This window comes from Amycolatopsis keratiniphila (assembly GCF_000400635.2).
Classification (GTDB): Bacteria; Actinomycetota; Actinomycetes; order Mycobacteriales; family Pseudonocardiaceae; genus Amycolatopsis; species Amycolatopsis keratiniphila.
The window spans coordinates 3,015,304-3,030,919 of record NC_021252.1 but is presented as its reverse complement, the minus strand read 5'-3'; the positions used below and the strand labels follow the sequence as shown (position 1 = coordinate 3,030,919).

Annotated in this window: 11 protein-coding genes; 3 read left to right on the top strand and 8 right to left on the bottom strand. The window is 69.5% G+C overall.

Annotation, left to right across the window (positions count from 1 at the left end; translation table 11 throughout):
• Positions 1-170: 170 nt before the first annotated feature.
• The 4 genes from AORI_RS55170 to AORI_RS55155 form a co-directional block, all read right to left on the bottom strand.
• The gene (locus tag AORI_RS55170; RefSeq protein ID WP_016333192.1) at positions 171-1,799 is read right to left on the bottom strand and encodes an ABC-F family ATP-binding cassette domain-containing protein; all 1,629 of its coding nucleotides are present in this window, start codon (positions 1,797-1,799) and stop codon (positions 171-173) included.
• Between the two features lie 142 nt (positions 1,800-1,941).
• Positions 1,942-2,610: an acVLRF1 family peptidyl-tRNA hydrolase gene (locus AORI_RS55165; protein WP_016333191.1), complete on the bottom strand. Its 669-nt coding sequence runs from the start codon at positions 2,608-2,610 to the stop codon at positions 1,942-1,944.
• 225 nt (positions 2,611-2,835) lie between these two features.
• Positions 2,836-5,706 (bottom strand): S8 family serine peptidase, encoded by a 2,871-nt coding sequence (locus AORI_RS55160; protein WP_043848736.1) that lies wholly within the window; start codon positions 5,704-5,706, stop codon positions 2,836-2,838.
• A gap of 213 nt (positions 5,707-5,919) precedes the next feature.
• Positions 5,920-7,482 carry a deoxyguanosinetriphosphate triphosphohydrolase family protein gene (locus AORI_RS55155; RefSeq protein ID WP_016333189.1) on the bottom strand — a complete coding sequence of 521 codons (1,563 nt, stop codon included), beginning with the start codon at positions 7,480-7,482 and terminating at the stop codon, positions 5,920-5,922.
• Positions 7,483-7,525: 43 nt separating this feature from the next.
• Here AORI_RS55155 and AORI_RS55150 point away from each other — a divergent pair, with 43 nt between their 5' ends.
• Both AORI_RS55150 and AORI_RS55145 read left to right on the top strand, forming a co-directional pair.
• Positions 7,526-8,653, top strand: coding sequence for a lycopene cyclase family protein (locus AORI_RS55150; protein WP_016333188.1), 1,128 nt, complete (start codon positions 7,526-7,528; stop codon positions 8,651-8,653).
• 72 nt (positions 8,654-8,725) lie between these two features.
• Positions 8,726-10,408 (top strand): GGDEF domain-containing protein, encoded by a 1,683-nt coding sequence (locus AORI_RS55145; RefSeq protein ID WP_016333187.1) that lies wholly within the window; start codon positions 8,726-8,728, stop codon positions 10,406-10,408.
• Between the two features lie 75 nt (positions 10,409-10,483).
• On the opposite strand, the gene AORI_RS55140 is transcribed toward AORI_RS55145, so the two are convergent.
• The 3 genes from AORI_RS55140 to AORI_RS55130 all read right to left on the bottom strand — a co-directional run bounded on the left by AORI_RS55140 (position 10,484) and on the right by AORI_RS55130 (position 13,777).
• A complete protein-coding gene (locus AORI_RS55140) occupies positions 10,484-11,644 on the bottom strand; it encodes a sulfotransferase family protein (protein WP_016333186.1) in 1,161 nt (386 codons plus the stop codon).
• A 184-nt stretch (positions 11,645-11,828) separates the two neighbouring features.
• Entirely contained in the window at positions 11,829-12,611 is a 783-nt protein-coding gene (locus AORI_RS55135; protein ID WP_016333185.1) for an SDR family oxidoreductase, read from the bottom strand.
• Positions 12,608-13,777 (bottom strand): hypothetical protein, encoded by a 1,170-nt coding sequence (locus tag AORI_RS55130; RefSeq protein ID WP_016333184.1) that lies wholly within the window; start codon positions 13,775-13,777, stop codon positions 12,608-12,610. The genes AORI_RS55135 and AORI_RS55130 overlap by 4 nt, the downstream gene beginning before the upstream one ends.
• Before the next feature lie 87 nt (positions 13,778-13,864).
• Here AORI_RS55130 and AORI_RS55125 point away from each other — a divergent pair, with 87 nt between their 5' ends.
• Positions 13,865-14,752 carry a helix-turn-helix domain-containing protein gene (locus AORI_RS55125; RefSeq protein ID WP_016333183.1) on the top strand — a complete coding sequence of 296 codons (888 nt, stop codon included), beginning with the start codon at positions 13,865-13,867 and terminating at the stop codon, positions 14,750-14,752.
• Between the two features lie 330 nt (positions 14,753-15,082).
• On the opposite strand, the gene AORI_RS55120 is transcribed toward AORI_RS55125, so the two are convergent.
• Positions 15,083-15,550 (bottom strand): nuclear transport factor 2 family protein, encoded by a 468-nt coding sequence (locus AORI_RS55120; RefSeq protein WP_016333182.1) that lies wholly within the window; start codon positions 15,548-15,550, stop codon positions 15,083-15,085.
• Positions 15,551-15,616: the final 66 nt, after the last annotated feature.

Below are 15,616 nucleotides of genomic sequence, written 5' to 3'. Positions count from 1 at the left end.
CCTTCCCGCCGAGAGTGTTCTGGGCCACATAACGGCCCCTGTCGCCGCAATGATCGAACACTGAGCGCCGGAATGCCAGACGACGAGCGCAAAACTGCTGAAACCGCGATCACATTGGGCCATTTCAGTGGCCGGATGGCATCGATCAAGCACCCGAACGGACGCAAGCCTCACGCAAGCTGGACAAGTTCCAGATAATCCGCCGACCAATGGTCCTCGGTTCCGTCCGGCAGGAGGATCACGCGTTCCGGCTCCAGCGCCTCGACCGCGCCCGGGTCGTGCGTCACCAGGACGACCGCTCCGGCGAAGCTCCGCAAGGCGTCCAGGACCTGGGCACGGCTGGCCGGGTCCAGGTTGTTCGTCGGCTCGTCGAGCAGCAAAACGTTGGCAGCGCTGGACACCAGACCGGCGAGCGCGAGCCGCGTCTTCTCACCGCCGGAGAGCGTGCCGGCGGGCTGATCGAGCTGCTCGCCGGTGAACAGGAACGAACCGAGAAGGTTCCGCAACTCCTGCGCGCCGGTGTCCGGTGCGAGGTGACGGATATTTTCCCACACGGACGCATCGTGGTCGAGCGTTTCGTGTTCCTGTGCGTAATAGCCCAAACGCAATCCGTGACCTGGAATGGTCTCGCCGGTATCCGGAGTTTCCATTCCGCCGAGCAGCCGGAGCAGAGTCGTCTTTCCGGCACCGTTCAATCCGAGCACGACGACCTTCGAACCGCGGTCGATGGCGAGGTCGACGCCGGTGAAGATCTCGAGCGAACCGTAGGACTTCGAGAGCCCCTCCGCGGTGAGCGGGGTCCGGCCGCACGGGGCGGGCTCGGGGAACTTGATCCGGGCGACCTTGTCGGCCTGGCGGGTCTCGTCGAGCGCGGACAGCATCTGCTCGGCCCGGCGGGCCATGTTCTTGGCGGCCACGGCCTTCGTCGCCTTGGCGCCCAGTTTGGCGGCCTGCTGCTGGAGCGCGGACGCCTTCTTCTCGGCGTTCGCGCGCTCGCGGCGGCGGCGCTTCTCGTCGGTGGCGCGCGCGTCGAGATACCGCTGCCAGCCCATGTTGTAGAGGTCGAGCTCGCCGCGGGTCGCGTCGAGGAACCACACCTTGTTGACCACGTCTTCGAGCAGTTCGACGTCGTGGCTGATGACCACGAGACCGCCGTCGTGCTGCTTCAGGAAGCCGCGCAGCCAGCTGATGGAGTCGGCGTCGAGGTGGTTGGTGGGCTCGTCGAGCAGCAGGATCGTCTCGGACTTGCCGCCGGCACCCGCTTCGGCGGCGGCGAACAGGATGCGGGCCAGCTCCACCCGTCGGCGCTGACCACCCGAGAGCGTCTGCAGCGTCTGCGCGAGCACCCGGTCGGCGAGGCCGAGGTTGGAACAGATCCGCGCGGCCTCGCTCTCGGCGGCGTACCCACCGAGGGAGGCGAAGCGCTCTTCGAGGCGGCTGTAGCGGTTGACCGCCTTGTCGCGTTCCTTCTCGTCCACCAGCTCCGACATCGCGTTCTGCGCCTTTTCCATGTTGCGCAGCAAGGAGTCGAGGCCGCGCGCGGAGAGCACGCGATCCTTCGCGGTGACGGACAGGTCGCCCTCACGCGGGTCCTGCGGGAGGTAGCCGAGCTCGCCGCTGCGGCGGACCTCGCCCGCGTACGGCTCGCCCTCCCCCGCCAGCACCTTGAGCGAGGTGGTCTTGCCGGCGCCGTTGCGGCCGACCAGGCCGATGCGGTCGCCCTGCTGGATGCGGACGTTGGTGTCGTCGAGCAGGATGCGCGAACCAGCGCGCAGCTGCAGGCCAGAGGCCGTGATCACGGGAACTCCCGGTACAAGGGGTGGATGAGCGGACAGCTTCGACTCGCCGGCCGATGGGCCGGCGAGGAGCTACTCCAAGAGGATGTCCACGCGACCAGTGTACGGGCCGCTGTCGAACGGTTTTATCGGACCGTGCCGGACGTCACGGCCCGGCGAGGGTGATTTCGACCGCGACGGCACGTTCCGCCGCGTCTTCGAGCACCGTCCGGCGCGGTTCGGGGATGTCGAGGACGCGGGGCTCGGCCCGCTCGAACAGCGGTGCCAGCCGCCTGTCCTCGCGCAGGGTTTCCAAGGCGCGGCGGTCGCCGCCGAGGACGACGGCGTCCACTTCGGACAGTTGAGGGACGAGCACCTCGAAGGCGTCTTCCGCGGCAGCCCGTAGCGCTGTGCGGACTTGCCCTTCCCGACGCCGCGCGAACCGCTGCTGCGACCACCCGCCCGCCGCGGACCGGCCTTGGACGAGATGACGGTCCGTCCTGGACTGGACGACCACTCCCCCGCGCGCGATCCCGACGCTGTGCCCGCCGCGGCGCACCAGCAGGAGCGCGATCCTGCGCGAGATCAGCGCGTGCTCGACGAGCGGGCCGACGGCCAGTCCCGGCACCGTTCCTTCCGCCTTCAGCGGTCCGAAAGGGACGTTCGCGACGGCGACGACACCGTTGTCCGCGACGACCGTGACGGTGTCCGGCTTCAGTTCCGTCGAGCGGACGCCTTCGTTGCGGACAGCGAAGCGGGCGTACCAGCCTTCGAGGCGATCCGGGGCGATCTCGACCGCCCGGCCCCCGCCCGCCACCTGCCGCTCCCTCGCCATGAGTCCAACGTACGGGGCCGGGCCGGATCGGCAACCCCGCACTCGCGTGCGCAGAGGCGTAACTTGCGTGCGGGAAAGCGGAACTCGCGTGATTGAAGGCGAAACTCACGAGTCACGCCTTCAATCACGCGAGTTACGGCTCCAAACACGCGAGTCACGCCTTCAAGCACGCGAGTCACGCCTTCAAGCACGGGGCGCGAAGGCGTGACTCGCGTGACCGGAGGACTAGACCGGCTTCACCGGCCCCTTGCCCACCGACTTCCCGACACCAGCGGGCCGCTCGGCCACCCCGGGCTGCACGAAACCGTTGATGTGCAAGGAGATAGCGCGGATCGAACCGGTGTCGCCACCGGCGACGTCGACCGCGGTGAACTTCCACGTGCCGTCGGCGGCCGCACCGGTCAAGCCGCCGAGTGCCTGCGCCGGCTTGTAGGTGCCGGTGAACGGCGCGTTCGCCGCGCTCACCGAGCTGAACGCGGCGGCCGCGTTGTCGGCGAAGACGACCTGGCACAGGTTGTTGCCCGAGCCGCCGCTGCGCTGGAACACGGTCGCCTTCGCGCCCGCGGGCGACGTCAGCGTGCCGACCAGGTCACCGACGTACGAGTGGTTGATGCCCACGGTCGTCGAGGTCTGGTCGGTGTTGCAGGTCGCTCCGTCCACCGAGAAGGTCAGCTTCGACGCGCGCCCGACGCCGCTCACCGTGATCGGCACGGTCACGCCGGTCGGGTCGCTGTCCGGGATCGCCACCGCGTCACCGGCGTAGGCGAAGTTCTGCGTCACCGGCGACGGGGTACCCACCGGCAGCGAGAACGTCGACGTCGTCGGCGAGTACGAACCCGCGAAGGTGACGCGCGCGTTCAGCACCACCGGCACCCCGAGTTCCTGCGTGGCGGGGACGGTGATGGTGAAGTCGTTCACGCCGGTCTGCCCGGGGCTGATCGTGCCGTACGACTTCGACCGCGGTGCCACCGTGACACCGGGGGTCGGGCTGGAGAGCACGACGCTGGTGGACGTCGCGGTGCCGTCGCCGCGGTTGGTCACCGGCAGGGTCACCTTGGCGGTGTCGCCCGGGTCGAGCGCGGAACCGCCGTCGGCCGGGGTGACCGTCGGCTGCCCCGCGGACGCGAGCGGCTGCGGGCTGGCTCCGGTGTAGGCGAGCACCTTGTCGGCGAGGATGACACCCGCGCCGCTGGAGTTGTCGCGGCCGGGGGCCAGGATGTCGACGGCGGTGTTGATCAGCGCCTCGCGCACCTCGGCCGGAGGCAGTCCGGGGTTGCCCGAGAGCACCAGGCCCGCGATGGCGGCGGCGTGCGGCGCGGCGGCCGACGTGCCGTAGAACGTGGTGAAGCCGGTGACGCTGGTGGAGACGCCGTCGGCCGCGGTGATGTCCGGCTTGTTCCGGACCTCGCCACCGGTCCCGGACACGTTGCCCGGGGTGATCGGCGTGCCGTCGGCCTGGTAGAACATCCGCCGCGGACCGTCCGAAGTGAACCGTTCGACCTGCGAGGTCGCGCCGAACGCGGCCGGGAACGGACCGGCGGGGTTGGCCGGGTCGCCCGGTTCGAGGGCTCGGGGGAACGCCTTGGCGGCGGGTGCCGCCGCGACACTGAACGCGTTCCGAGCGGCCGAGTGTCCCACGGTCACACCGGGCTTGGTGTAGGCCTTGAGTCCGTCGGCCGAATCGGTGAACCGGCCGCGCAGCGCGGACAGCGAAAGGTAGCGGCCCTCACCGGAGAACTTGACGATGGCCAGCCGCAGCCCGGCGACGCCCGTGGTGTCCACCCGTTCGTAGGCGTCCTGCGTGCCGGTCTGGACGTCCTGGCTGAAGTCGACGACGTTGCCCGCCGCGTTCAGCAGGTACAGGTCGTAGTCGTTGTTCGAGCGGCCCAGCGGATCCGACCAGAACAACGTGACCGGCACCCGGCCCGACGCGTTCGAGAGCGGCTGGAAGATCTGGTTGCCCGCGGCACCGGCGAAGTTGTGCGCCGTACCGGCGTATTTGCCGATGCTCTTGCCGGAGTCGACGAAGTCGCCTTCCCAGTGGCCCGAAGTGCCGTCGGTGACGTTGCCCTCGTTACCGGCCGAGGAGAAGTACAGCGCGCCGTCCGCGGTCACGTCGTTCACGGCCTGGGCGATGATCCAGTCCTGGAACGGGGATTCCTTGAAGTACAGGACATCGTCGACGATGACGTCGCAACCCGCGTCGAACCGAAGTTTGCGGATGTTGTCGGCGAAACTGGCATCGGAGTTGAACGCGCTGGCGAAACCGAGTGCCGCGTTCGGCGCGAGATCGTGGATGATCTCGAGCATCGCGGTGCCCTCGTCGCCGTCGCCTTCCTGGCCGGGGATCACGTCGACGCCCGCCGGGAGTTCGCCGCGCGCCTGCGAGGTCGCGAGCGAGTCGATGCCGTCGGACAGCGCGCAGATCTTGGTGTCCACACCGGTGACACCGAACTGCTGGCGCGCGGTGTCGGCGTTGTGCGCGCGGTCGCCTTCGCTGTTGGTCGGCCCAGCGGCGATGCCGGGCTGTCCCTTGGCCTCGACGGCCTTCTTCAGCTCGTCCGCGATCCGGGCGGCCTTCTCCTCCTTGCTTTCCCGCTTGCCCGCGGTGGCGGGCTCGGCGAGCTGGCGGGCGGTGAACGCCTCGTTGGCGGTCTCGACCTTCTTGACGTCGGCGCGCGCCGCGATCACCGGGACCGCGTTCAGGGGCACCTCGGCGCGGACACTGCCGTACCGCTCGGAGATCGCGCGGATTCCCGCACCGGATTCACGCAGTCCCTTGAGGAGATCCTCCGAGACCTGGCCCCGGATGTCCACGAGTACGGTGCCGGCCGCGGAGACATTCGCCCCAGACCCCAGTGCGGGAACCGCGGAGGCTGACATCCGCTGCGCGCGGAGTTTCTGTTCGACGAGCAGTCGGCTGTCCACTTTGGACTCGCCGGCGTTCTGGCTCTTCTTGATCGACTGCAGCGCCTCGATCTGCCGGACGGTGTTGGCCGAGAACGCGTCCGGGGACTGACCGGTTTCCGCCGCCGCGACGGGCGGGCTCACCAGGCCGAGCGCGGTGACGAGGGCCGCGGTGCCCGCGGTCAGGATCGTTCTTCTTCTCCTACTAGAACGGGTTGGACGCACGTGCGCCTCCGATTCCTAGGCGCGTGCCCCGACTCACGCTGACCGACGCCGGCGATCACCGGCTGGATCAAGCTAAGTACCGGGCGCACACCGGCGGCAGGAGCCGTTCGGGTGACGTCGGATGGAGAATTTCCGGATTCGGCCGCAGGTCGTGGGCCGTTCAGGGTAATCGTGTCGTCACAGGACGAACGAGTCCGACCAAGGCTGCGAAGCCCGGCCCGACAGGCCGTCCAAAAGGGTCACCGCCTGCTTGTCCGTCAACGACGCCACGAAGTCGACGACCGCGCGGCCCCGGGCCAGGCCCCGTACGGCGTCGGCCCCGGAGACCGGCTCCCCGGTCGCACCGATGAGCAGCTCCGGCGACGTCCGCGCCAACGCGGAGAACTCGGACTGCGCCAGTTCCACCAGATCGTGCAGCCGTCGCGGGAGCCGGTAGAACTCGTCGCGGTCGAGCAGCCACGCGTCGAGCGCGTCGACCAAGGTGGTCACCAGGCTCGCCTGCCCGCGCTGGTGCAGCGCGAGTTCCGGGCGCAGGAGGACGAACCGCCGGTGCACGAATTTCAGCACCTGCACCTCGTGCCACTGCGCGGGACGCAGCGTGAGATGCCCGGTCCGGGTGGAGGGCGACGCCACCACCTGGACGCCGTCGACGAGCCGCGCGGTCCATTTCGCCGAGAAGGCGGCGGTGGCCTGTTCGGCCTCGATGGAACCGTCGAACCCGGTGGCGAGCAGGCCGTCGACGAGTTCCGCGCGCACACGGACGACGGCGCTAGTGAAGGCGTCGTCGTCGACGATCCACCCGTCCTTGGCGTGCATCCGGCGGCGCAGCCGTTCCAGCGAACGGCCGGGCAGCCGCCGTTCGGCGGTCAGGGTCGCCTCGTCCAGCACGGCCAGTTCCACCGCGTGGTCGACCCAGCCGGTGAACTCGGCGGCGACCGGAGCGTGCTGCAGGACACCGATCCGGTGGAAGTCCTGGAGATCGTGGATGGCGTACGCGATGTCGTCGGCGGTGTCCATCACGGACGCTTCGACGGTCTGCTGCCAGGGTTCGATCCGGCCGTCGAACGGGGCCCGCGCCTGGGTGAAGTCGTCGAGTTCGGTGCTGTAGGCGGAGAACTTGCTCGCGCCGGTGCCGGGAGCGTCGGCCGGTTCGGCCGCGCCGCGCGGCTGGACGGCCATCGACGTCGGATGCGGATCGGGCACGTGCAACCGCGCCCACGGGTACTTCAGCACCGCGGCGCGCACCGCCGTGGTGAGGTCCAGACCGGACGCGGACGGGCCGCGCACGTCGGTGGTGGTGATGATCCGGAACGACTGCGCGTTGCCTTCGAAACCGTCCGCGAGGCCGAACCGGTGCCGGGCGATCCGGTCCAGGGTCTGCTCGCCGAGATGCCCGAACGGCGGATGCCCCAGATCGTGCGCGAGCGAGGCGGCCTCGGCGACGTCCGGGTCGCAGCCGCCCAGTTTCGCGGCCAGTTCGGCGGAATCGCTGGCGGAATTGATCCGCTCGGCGATCGCGCGGGCGACCTGCGCGACCTTGAGGCTGTGGGTGAGCCGGTTGTGCAGGAGCCCGGAACCGCCGGCGCTGACCACCTGCGTCACCCCGCCGAGCCGCGCGAAGAAGGGCGACGCGGCGATCCGGTCCCGGTCGATCCGGAACGGGCTCGTGGCGAGGTCGGTGAACCCGGCGCTCTCGCTCGCCGGATCGCGCCGCCACGTCCTCGGGTCCGTCTGTTCCATGCGCAACACCGTATCCGTCGGGGCGGCGTGATGAGATACGAAGGTGGCGGACGTGGTGATCGCGGGCGGCGGCCCGGCGGGCCGGGCGCTCGCGCGTGCCTGCGCCCGGCGCGGCCTGGCGACGGTCCTGATCGACCCGGCGCCGGGCAGGCGCTGGCGGGCGACCTACGGGCTGTGGGCCGACGAGCTGCCCGCGCTGCCGACGAGCGCCGTCGCGTGCGCGCCGTCGGCCACGCTCGCCTTCGGGACCGGACCGCACGTCCTCGACCGGCGGTACCTGGTGGTGGACAACGACGGCCTGCGCCGGTGGCTGAGCGAGGGCTACGAAGTCGTCGCCGGGACGGTGTCCGGCGTGGACCACGGACGGCAGGGTTCCTCGGTGCGCCTGGAGGACGGACGGACCCTCGCGACAGGTCTGTACGTGGACGCTTCCGGTGTCCGGCCGAGGGGGAACCGCTACGAACAGACGGCGTTCGGCGTCGTCCTCCCCGCCGAGGACGCGCTGCGGCTCGTCGACCGTCCGGACACCGCCGTGTTCATGGACTGGCGGGACACGGAGTCCGGATTCCTCTATGTACTGCCGCTCGGCGACGGCACGGTCCTGGTCGAGGAGACCTCACTCGCCCGCAAGCCCGGGCTTCCACTGGACGTCCTCGCGGCACGGTTGCGCGCCCGGCTCCGGGCCGTCGGGCTGACGTCGCACGGGCGTGAGGAACGCGTGCGGATCGTGCTCGACCTGCCCACGCCCCGGCGCGGCCGGACGGTGCCGTTCGGGGCCGCCGGCGCGCTGGTGCATCCGGCGACCGGGTACAGCGTCGCGGCGTCGGTACGGCTCGCGGAGCCGGTCGCGGACGCGGTCGTCCAGGCTTGGGATCGCGGTCCCACCGCGGCGGCGTCGGCCGCTCACCGGGCGCTGTGGCCGCCCTCGGCACGCACCGTGCACGGATTGCGACGGCATGGCTTGCGCGTGTTGTGCGGGATGCCGCCCGAACTGGTGCCGGTGTTCTTCGATCTGTTCTTCACGTTGCCCACGGAGCTCCAGCGCGCTTTCACCAGCGGTCGCGAAGATGTTTCAGGTACCACCGAAGCAATGTCGGCACTTTTCCGAATGTCACCGCGGCAAGTGAGAAAACACCTGATCGGGTGGCGTGCGTTACGCCGTTCTAGGTAACCCAGGTGCCTTCACGATGAACATCAGTTGACACGTATTTCGTTTCGTGCCGCCACCCGCGAACATTCGCTTGTGACGTTGCAGATCGCTGTCCGCTTCGCTTACCAGCCGTTGTACAGCCTGCACACCGGTGGCGTCGTCGCGTTCGAAGCACTGGCGCGGCCGGGCCGTGGGACCGCCCACGAGTTGCTCGCCGACGCGCGGCGCAACGGCAGGCTGGCCGAGGTCGACGTGGGGCTGGCCGCCGAGGCCGTGCGGCAACTGCGGGAACCGCAGGCCGCCCTCCCTCTGCACCTGAACCTGTCCGCGCGGACGGTGGCGGCGCCGCCGTCCCAGTTCGATCCGCTGACCGACGCGCTCAGCCTGGTCGGCCGCCGGACCAGGGACGTGGTGCTGGAGATCGGGCCGCCGTTCACGCAGATCCCCGCCGACCTGCTGCTGACCGGTATGCGGCGGCTCACCGAACTCGGCTTCCGGCTCGCGCTCGACGGTCTCGGCCGCGGCGACCTCCCGCTGACGCTGCTCGCTTCGGCGCCCGTCGACCTGGTGAAACTCGACCGCAGCGTGCTTCGCGGTCTGCCGCACGACCCGGCCGCCGTCGCGGTGGTCGAAGCGGTGCTGCATTTCGCGTCGCGGACGGACAACCGCCTGGTCGCGACCGGGCTGGAGACCACCGAACAGCTGGAGTCCGCCCGGCGGCTCGGGGTGCGGATCGCGCAGGGCAATCTGCTCGCCCCGCCGGACGGCGACCACGCGCCGCTGCCCGCGCCGGACGCGCCGGGGCCGTTCATCCCCGGCACCGCCCGCGCGCGCCGCGTCGGCGACTTCCTGCGGCCCGCGACGACCCTGCCGGAGGCCGCGACCTGCGACGACGTACGCGAGGTGCTGGCCGCCGCCGACGGCCCGAGCGGCATCGTCGGCATCGACGACCGCCACCGTCCACAGTGGTCGATCGACCGCACCCGGTTCCTGGTCGCGGTCACCGGGTTGTACGGCCACGCCCTCCATGCCAAACGGCCGGCGTCGCGGCTCGCCGACCGGCCGCACACGATCCACGCCGACGCGAGCGCGCTCGAATTCCTCGAACTGGTCACCGACGCGGACTGGGGCCGGACCGGCGACGACGTCGTCGTGGTCGACGACCGCGGCCGGTGCGTCGGCGTCGTGCTAGTGAACGAGGTCGTCCGCGGGGTCGCCGAGGCGAAGGTCGAGGAGGCGGTCTCGCTGAGCCCGCTGACCCGCCTGCCCGGCAGCGACGCGGTCGCGAGGGACGTCGACCGCCGGATCAACGCCCGGGAGCCGTTCGTCGCGGCCTGGCTGGACGTCGATTCGTTCAAGACGGTGAACGACACCGCCGGATTCGCCGCGGGCGACGATCTGATCCGCACGCTGGGCCGGACGCTCACCGATCTGGAGGCCCGGCTGCGCCGGATGCGCGTCAGCCACGTGGGCGGGGACGATTTCCTGATCGCCTGCGACGTCGACGAGATCGGCACGGTCGCCGCCGCGCTGCTGGACACGCCGTGGTCGGCCGACGGGCTTCCGGTGACGGTCTCGCTGGCGACCCTGGTGTGCGGGAATGGCGCCATCCGGTCCTACAAGGACGCTTCCCGGCTGCTGGCACCGTTGAAGAAGCAGGCCAAGGAGGTCCCCGGGTCGAGCTGGGTGCTCGGGCGGCCGGGCTCGGACCGGGTCGAGGTGCTGCGCGGGATCACGACGCGCGGCCTGCCCTCGCAGCGCGTCGCCGGCTTCTGACGCGTCCGCATTTCGTCCTCTGAATGCGTTTCTTGCGTGTGCAACTACCGCATTCAGAGGACGAAATGCGGGAGGTCAGAGGTCGTAGGCGGCGCGGTAGGCCGAGAACCGTTCGTCGACCTCGCCGGCGGTGAGCCCGAAGTCCGCGAGGTCGTACCGGTGCACGGGTTTCCTTTCCCCGGAACGGCTTTCGGCGTGCACGACCGTCATCGCATCTCGCGCGGCGTCGCTCAGCGGAAGACCGAAATGGCGGTACACGCCCTCGACCGTGCCGATCGGGTCGGCCACGAAATCCTCGTACCGGACATCGCAGAACTGTGCGGGATCGTGCCGTTTCCTCGCCTCCAGTGACTTTTCCGCGCCCCGCGCCCAGAGATCCAGCTGGCTGCGGCCGATCACGTCCCCGCGGAAGACGTCGGACCAGCCCTCGGAAGCCTGCTCGTTCAGGCTGCACACCGACGCGACGATGGTGCTCGGCGCGCGATGGGTCTGGACGATGAGCGCGTCCGGGTAGACCTCCAGCAGCGCGTCGAGCGCGAAAAGATGGCTCGGGTTCTTGAGCACCCAGCGGCGCCCGGCGTCGGGCAGACCGATGAGCTGCAGGTTGCGCCGGTGCCTGCGATAGGCGTCGGTCCAGCTCTGCCCGTCCAGCCAGCGCGAATACGACGGCACGTGCGCGAGGCATTCGTAGGACACCGATTTCAGCGACTGCCGCAGCAGCTGCCAGCATTCCTCGACCTGATCGGCGGACATGTGGTGCAGCCCCATGAACTCGGGATGCTCGACATGGTGCTTCTCGTAGCCCGCCTGGATCCCTTGGAACACCGGGTTTCCCGCCCACGTTTCGCGCGGCGGCCGCGGTTGCGGCACCTCGGTCAGCCAGACCTCCAGCCCTTGGTGCGCCGGATCCTCGGTGAGCAGCCGGTGCAGCGCGGTGGTGCCCGTGCGCGGCAGGCCGGTGACGAAAATGGGCCGCTCGACCGGTACCTCCGCGTACTCCGGGTTCTGCTTCCACGAAGCCTCGCTCAGCGACCTCGCCACCAGGGCCCCGCGCAGGAACGCGCGATGGATCTTGTTGCCGTACGGGGTCAAACCCGCCTCGCCGGCGTACGAATCCAGCAGCACGCGGAGACCTTCGAGATGGTCTTCGCCGCCGAAGTCGTCCAAGCCGGTGAGCTTCGCCGCCGACGCGTGCAGATCGTCCACGGTGCCGACGTTTTCCCGCCCTGGCAGCATGTTCTCTCCTTTGGAGCCGGTTGGCGGAGCTGAAGATGGATCTTGAAGGGTGACCGAACGCGTGAACCCGCCCTCGGCCGAAGGCCCCGCTGTCGCGGTGGCAGGGCGCCCTCTCCGCCTCCGTGAGCTGGAAGCCAGCGGCGCCCTGCCGACGTCGATCGCGGACGCGGGTTCCCCCATGGATTCAGTGGTGGTATTCGCCGGCGTTGACGTCGAGACACTGGCCGGTGACGCAGCGGGCGAGCGACGAGGTAAGGAATACGACGGTGTCCGCGATCTCGTCCGGCTCCGGAAGGCGGCGCAGGTCGATCGTCTCCGCCGTCTCGGCGTACACCTGCTCCGGCGGCACCCCGCGTTCCTTGGCCAGGTAAGCGAAATACCATTTCAGCGAATCCGCCCAGATGTAGCCGGGCGCCACGGAATTGACCCGGATCCCGCGTGGCCCGAGTTCCGAGGCGAGGCTCTGCGCGAGCGCGAGCAGGCTCGCCTTCGCCATCTTGTACGCGCCGAACGTCCGCCGGGAATGCCGCAGTACGGCCGAATTGATCATCACGACCGAACCGCCGCTCTCGGCGAGCGAAGGCGTGAACAGCCGCGTGAGCCGCAGGGCGGCGAGCACGTTGGTCTCGAAACCCGCCCGCACGTCGGCCAGGTCGACGTCGGCGAGATCCATGATCGGCGGGATGGCGAAAGCGTTGTTCACCAAGGCGTCCACCCGGCCGAACGCCTTCAAGGCCGCCTCGGTGAGGTTCACGGCCGAAGCGTCGTCGGTGATGTCGGTGGGCACGGTGACCGCGCGGCGGCCGAGCGCGTCGACCTCCTTCGCGACCTCGGCGAGCCGTGATTCGGTGCGGGCGGCGAGGACGACGTCGGCCCCCGCCGCGGCACAGCGGGTGGCGATGGACCGGCCGAGCCCCGGGCCGACGCCGGAGACCACGACCACCTTGTCCCGCAAGAGATCCGTCATCCCAGCATCCTCGCCGCGACGGCGGTCTGACGCGCCGAGATCCGGTCCGCCCATTCCCGCGGGGTCACCCGCGCTTCGTCGTAGTACGGCAACCGGTCGGTGAGTTCGCCGAACTTCACCACCTCGACCTCGGGACCGTCGGTTTCGTCGAGCGCACGGGAGAGACGCTGCCAGCGGATCTGGACGTACCCGCGGTCGTGCCCCGTGCGTTCGAGCCAGTTCGCCAGGCCCGGATCGCGTTCGCTGATCACGAAACGGATCTTGCCGTCCGGGTCGACCCGCGCCTGGTCGGCGGTGAGGCTCGTCTGATGGTTGATGTAGTCGAGCGAGAGATACCAGACGCTGCCGAGCTGGATGCCCTGATAGGGCGCGTCCGAACGCGGCACAGTCACGATCATGACCTCTTCGTCCCCGAGTTCGTAGTGCCCGGCCGACGAGTACTGCGTGGTCAGGCCACCCGGCGTGGGGCGCGGCTCGGTCATCGTGTTCACCGGCAGGTTCAGGTAGAACCACTTCGGGAAGGCGAGGAAGGTGCGCAGCCTGCTCAGCAGGATCTTGCCGGTGACGCCGTACCGCTTGGCCAGCCCGTCGCGGGTGAGCGGCGCGGGGGCGCCGCCCGCGGTGTCGGCGCACTGGATCTGGATCGTGCCGCGGCGTTCGGTGGCCCAGTCGCTGTAGACCTCGCGCACCACGAGCATCGACGAACCCGGGCCGAGGACGAAATAGTTGGGTCCGGGGTCGGCTTTCGCCGGGCCGAAGCGGAGTTCGAACGTACCGTCGTCGGCGATCTCGATCTCGCGGTCGTCGAAAGCGGCGAGGCTGTCCGGCACCTCGACGGGCGAGTAATCGCCGTTGAGGACCTGGAAACTGACGTCGGCCGTGCTCCCCCGCGTCCCGGTGACGACGTACTCGCGGTCCTCGCGGATGTTCGCGTTGAAGTACAGCGTGTCCGGGTTGTCCAGGCCCATCTTCGTGTACGGCCCGGTGGACTGGGTGAAGAACGGGTAGTCGCGTTCGTAGGCCCACGCCATCTGCAGGGAGGCGCGGATACTGCCGGCGAGGTAGTCGTACCCCTCGACCAGATCCTGTTCGGTGCGGATGTGCGGCGCCTCCGCGATGACCTTCTCGGCTTCGGCGATCGCGTCCGCGAACGGTTGAGTGAGCACCGGCGACTCCTCATACTGGTACAAATATGTACCGACTTGGTACGTTCTTCGCACGGTCAGACTAGAACGCGTTCTAAGGATGGGTCAATGGCCCGGCACTCGCCGCCCACTGAACGAGTCGTGCGGCTGCTCGACTTCTTCGCCGCGCACCCCGGCCGACGCTTCGGCCTTTCGGAGCTCGCGCGCGAGCTCGACCTGGCGAAACCGACCTGCCTCGGCATCGTGACCGAGCTGACGGCGGGCGGCTATCTGGTCCGGGATCCCCAGCCGGTCACCTACCGGCTGGGGCCCGCGATGGTCGCCGCCGGCCGCGTCGCGAGCGAGGGTTTCGGCGCGAGCGAGGTCGCGCGACGGCATCTGGAGGACTTGAGCAGGCGCTACGGCGCCACGTGCACGGCGTCGGCGGTGGTCGGCGACCGGATCCTGATGCTGCAGAGCGCCGGCCCGGGCCGGGTCAAACTCGGCGAGACGTATCCGTTCGCGCCGCCGGTGGGCCTGATGTACGTGCTGTGGGACTCCGACGCGGCGTTCGACGCATGGCTGGCCAAGCCGCCGGCGGTACCGGTGCGACTGGACGAAGCGCACCTTCGCCGCGTCGTCGCCGAATGCCGGGAGCACGGGTATCTGGTGGAGAGCCTGACTTCCGCGGGGCGGCGGCTGTACGCGCTGATGGCGGGCGTCGGCGCGGAGGAACTGCCGCCGGAAGTGCGGGGCCTGGTGGGAGAACTCGTCTCGAGCCTCGGCGAGCGCGTCTACCTCGGCGCCGATCTGGAGCCGCGCCGCAAGCACGCGGTGAGCCTGCTGGCCGCCCCGACGTTCGACGCTTCGGGACGGCAGGAACTGGTGCTCACGCTGTCGGTCGGCGAGCCGGTCACTGGCGCCGAGATCGCGCGACGGGGTGCCGCACTGGTCGCGGCCGCCGATGCCGTCACGGCGGAATCCGGGGGCCGCCACCCCACGCGTTTAGTCCTCTAAATGCGGAAGTTGCCCGCGCCGCCCGGTGTCCTGAAGGGCCCCTTCAGGACGCTCAACGTCTCAAAGGTCCCCTTCACGACACCCGAGCCAGCGCCGCATTTAGAGGACTAAATGCGAACCACGGCGCCACGCCCAGGACCAGCCGCCACCCGACGCCCCCAATGCCACATTGGGGACACTGAGCGTCTCCAATGCCGCATTGGGGGCACCGAATGAGCCGCGACACCTGACGCATTTAGTCCTCTAAATGCGGAAGTTGCTCGCGCCGCCGGGTGTCCCGAAGGGCCCCTTCACGACACCCGCGAACGCGTTTAGTCCTCTAAATGCGAATCACGAGGACCACCGGTTCGCGGTGAGCTTCAGGCTCGGCACGTCGTCCATCGACATCATCGTTTCGTACAGCCGGTCGTACTGGGTGGACGCGGTCAGCCACACGCCGTCCACCCGCCGATAGGTGTCCTCGTAGTACGCCGCGCCCTCGATGATCACCCTGTGCTCGGGCACGATCACCTTATCCCGCATCAGCCAGGTGCCCGTCGCGGTGTCGCCGTCGACGTCGATCTCCGGCTGCCCGGCGAAGTGCACCGTGGTGACACCGGGGCCGACGGCGTTCCGAAAGAACTCGACGATCGCTTCGCGGCCTTCGAAGGTCAGCGGTTTGCCGTACGACGGCGTTCCGTATCGCGCGTGCACGTCGGCGGTCAGCGTTCCGGCCATCTCGTCCCACAGCTTGAGGTCGAGGCAGCGGAGGTAGCGGGCTTTGAGGCGTCGGATCTCTTCGAGTGCGACCAGGTCCATGCCGACAGCGTCCTCCTCCCCTTGACCAAGCACAAGAACTTGTTCTACTTTTCTGGTCTCGAACGA

Coding starts and splice junctions, on each gene's coding strand:
- AORI_RS55165 (WP_016333191.1), bottom strand. CDS start 2,610: ATGGCGAGGGAGCGGCAGGTGGCGGGCGGGGGCCGGGCGGTCGAGATC.
- AORI_RS55155 (WP_016333189.1), bottom strand. CDS start 7,482: ATGGAACAGACGGACCCGAGGACGTGGCGGCGCGATCCGGCGAGCGAG.
- AORI_RS55140 (WP_016333186.1), bottom strand. CDS start 11,644: ATGCTGCCAGGGCGGGAAAACGTCGGCACCGTGGACGATCTGCACGCG.
- AORI_RS55135 (WP_016333185.1), bottom strand. CDS start 12,611: ATGACGGATCTCTTGCGGGACAAGGTGGTCGTGGTCTCCGGCGTCGGC.
- AORI_RS55125 (WP_016333183.1), top strand. CDS start 13,865: ATGGCCCGGCACTCGCCGCCCACTGAACGAGTCGTGCGGCTGCTCGAC.
- AORI_RS55120 (WP_016333182.1), bottom strand. CDS start 15,550: ATGGACCTGGTCGCACTCGAAGAGATCCGACGCCTCAAAGCCCGCTAC.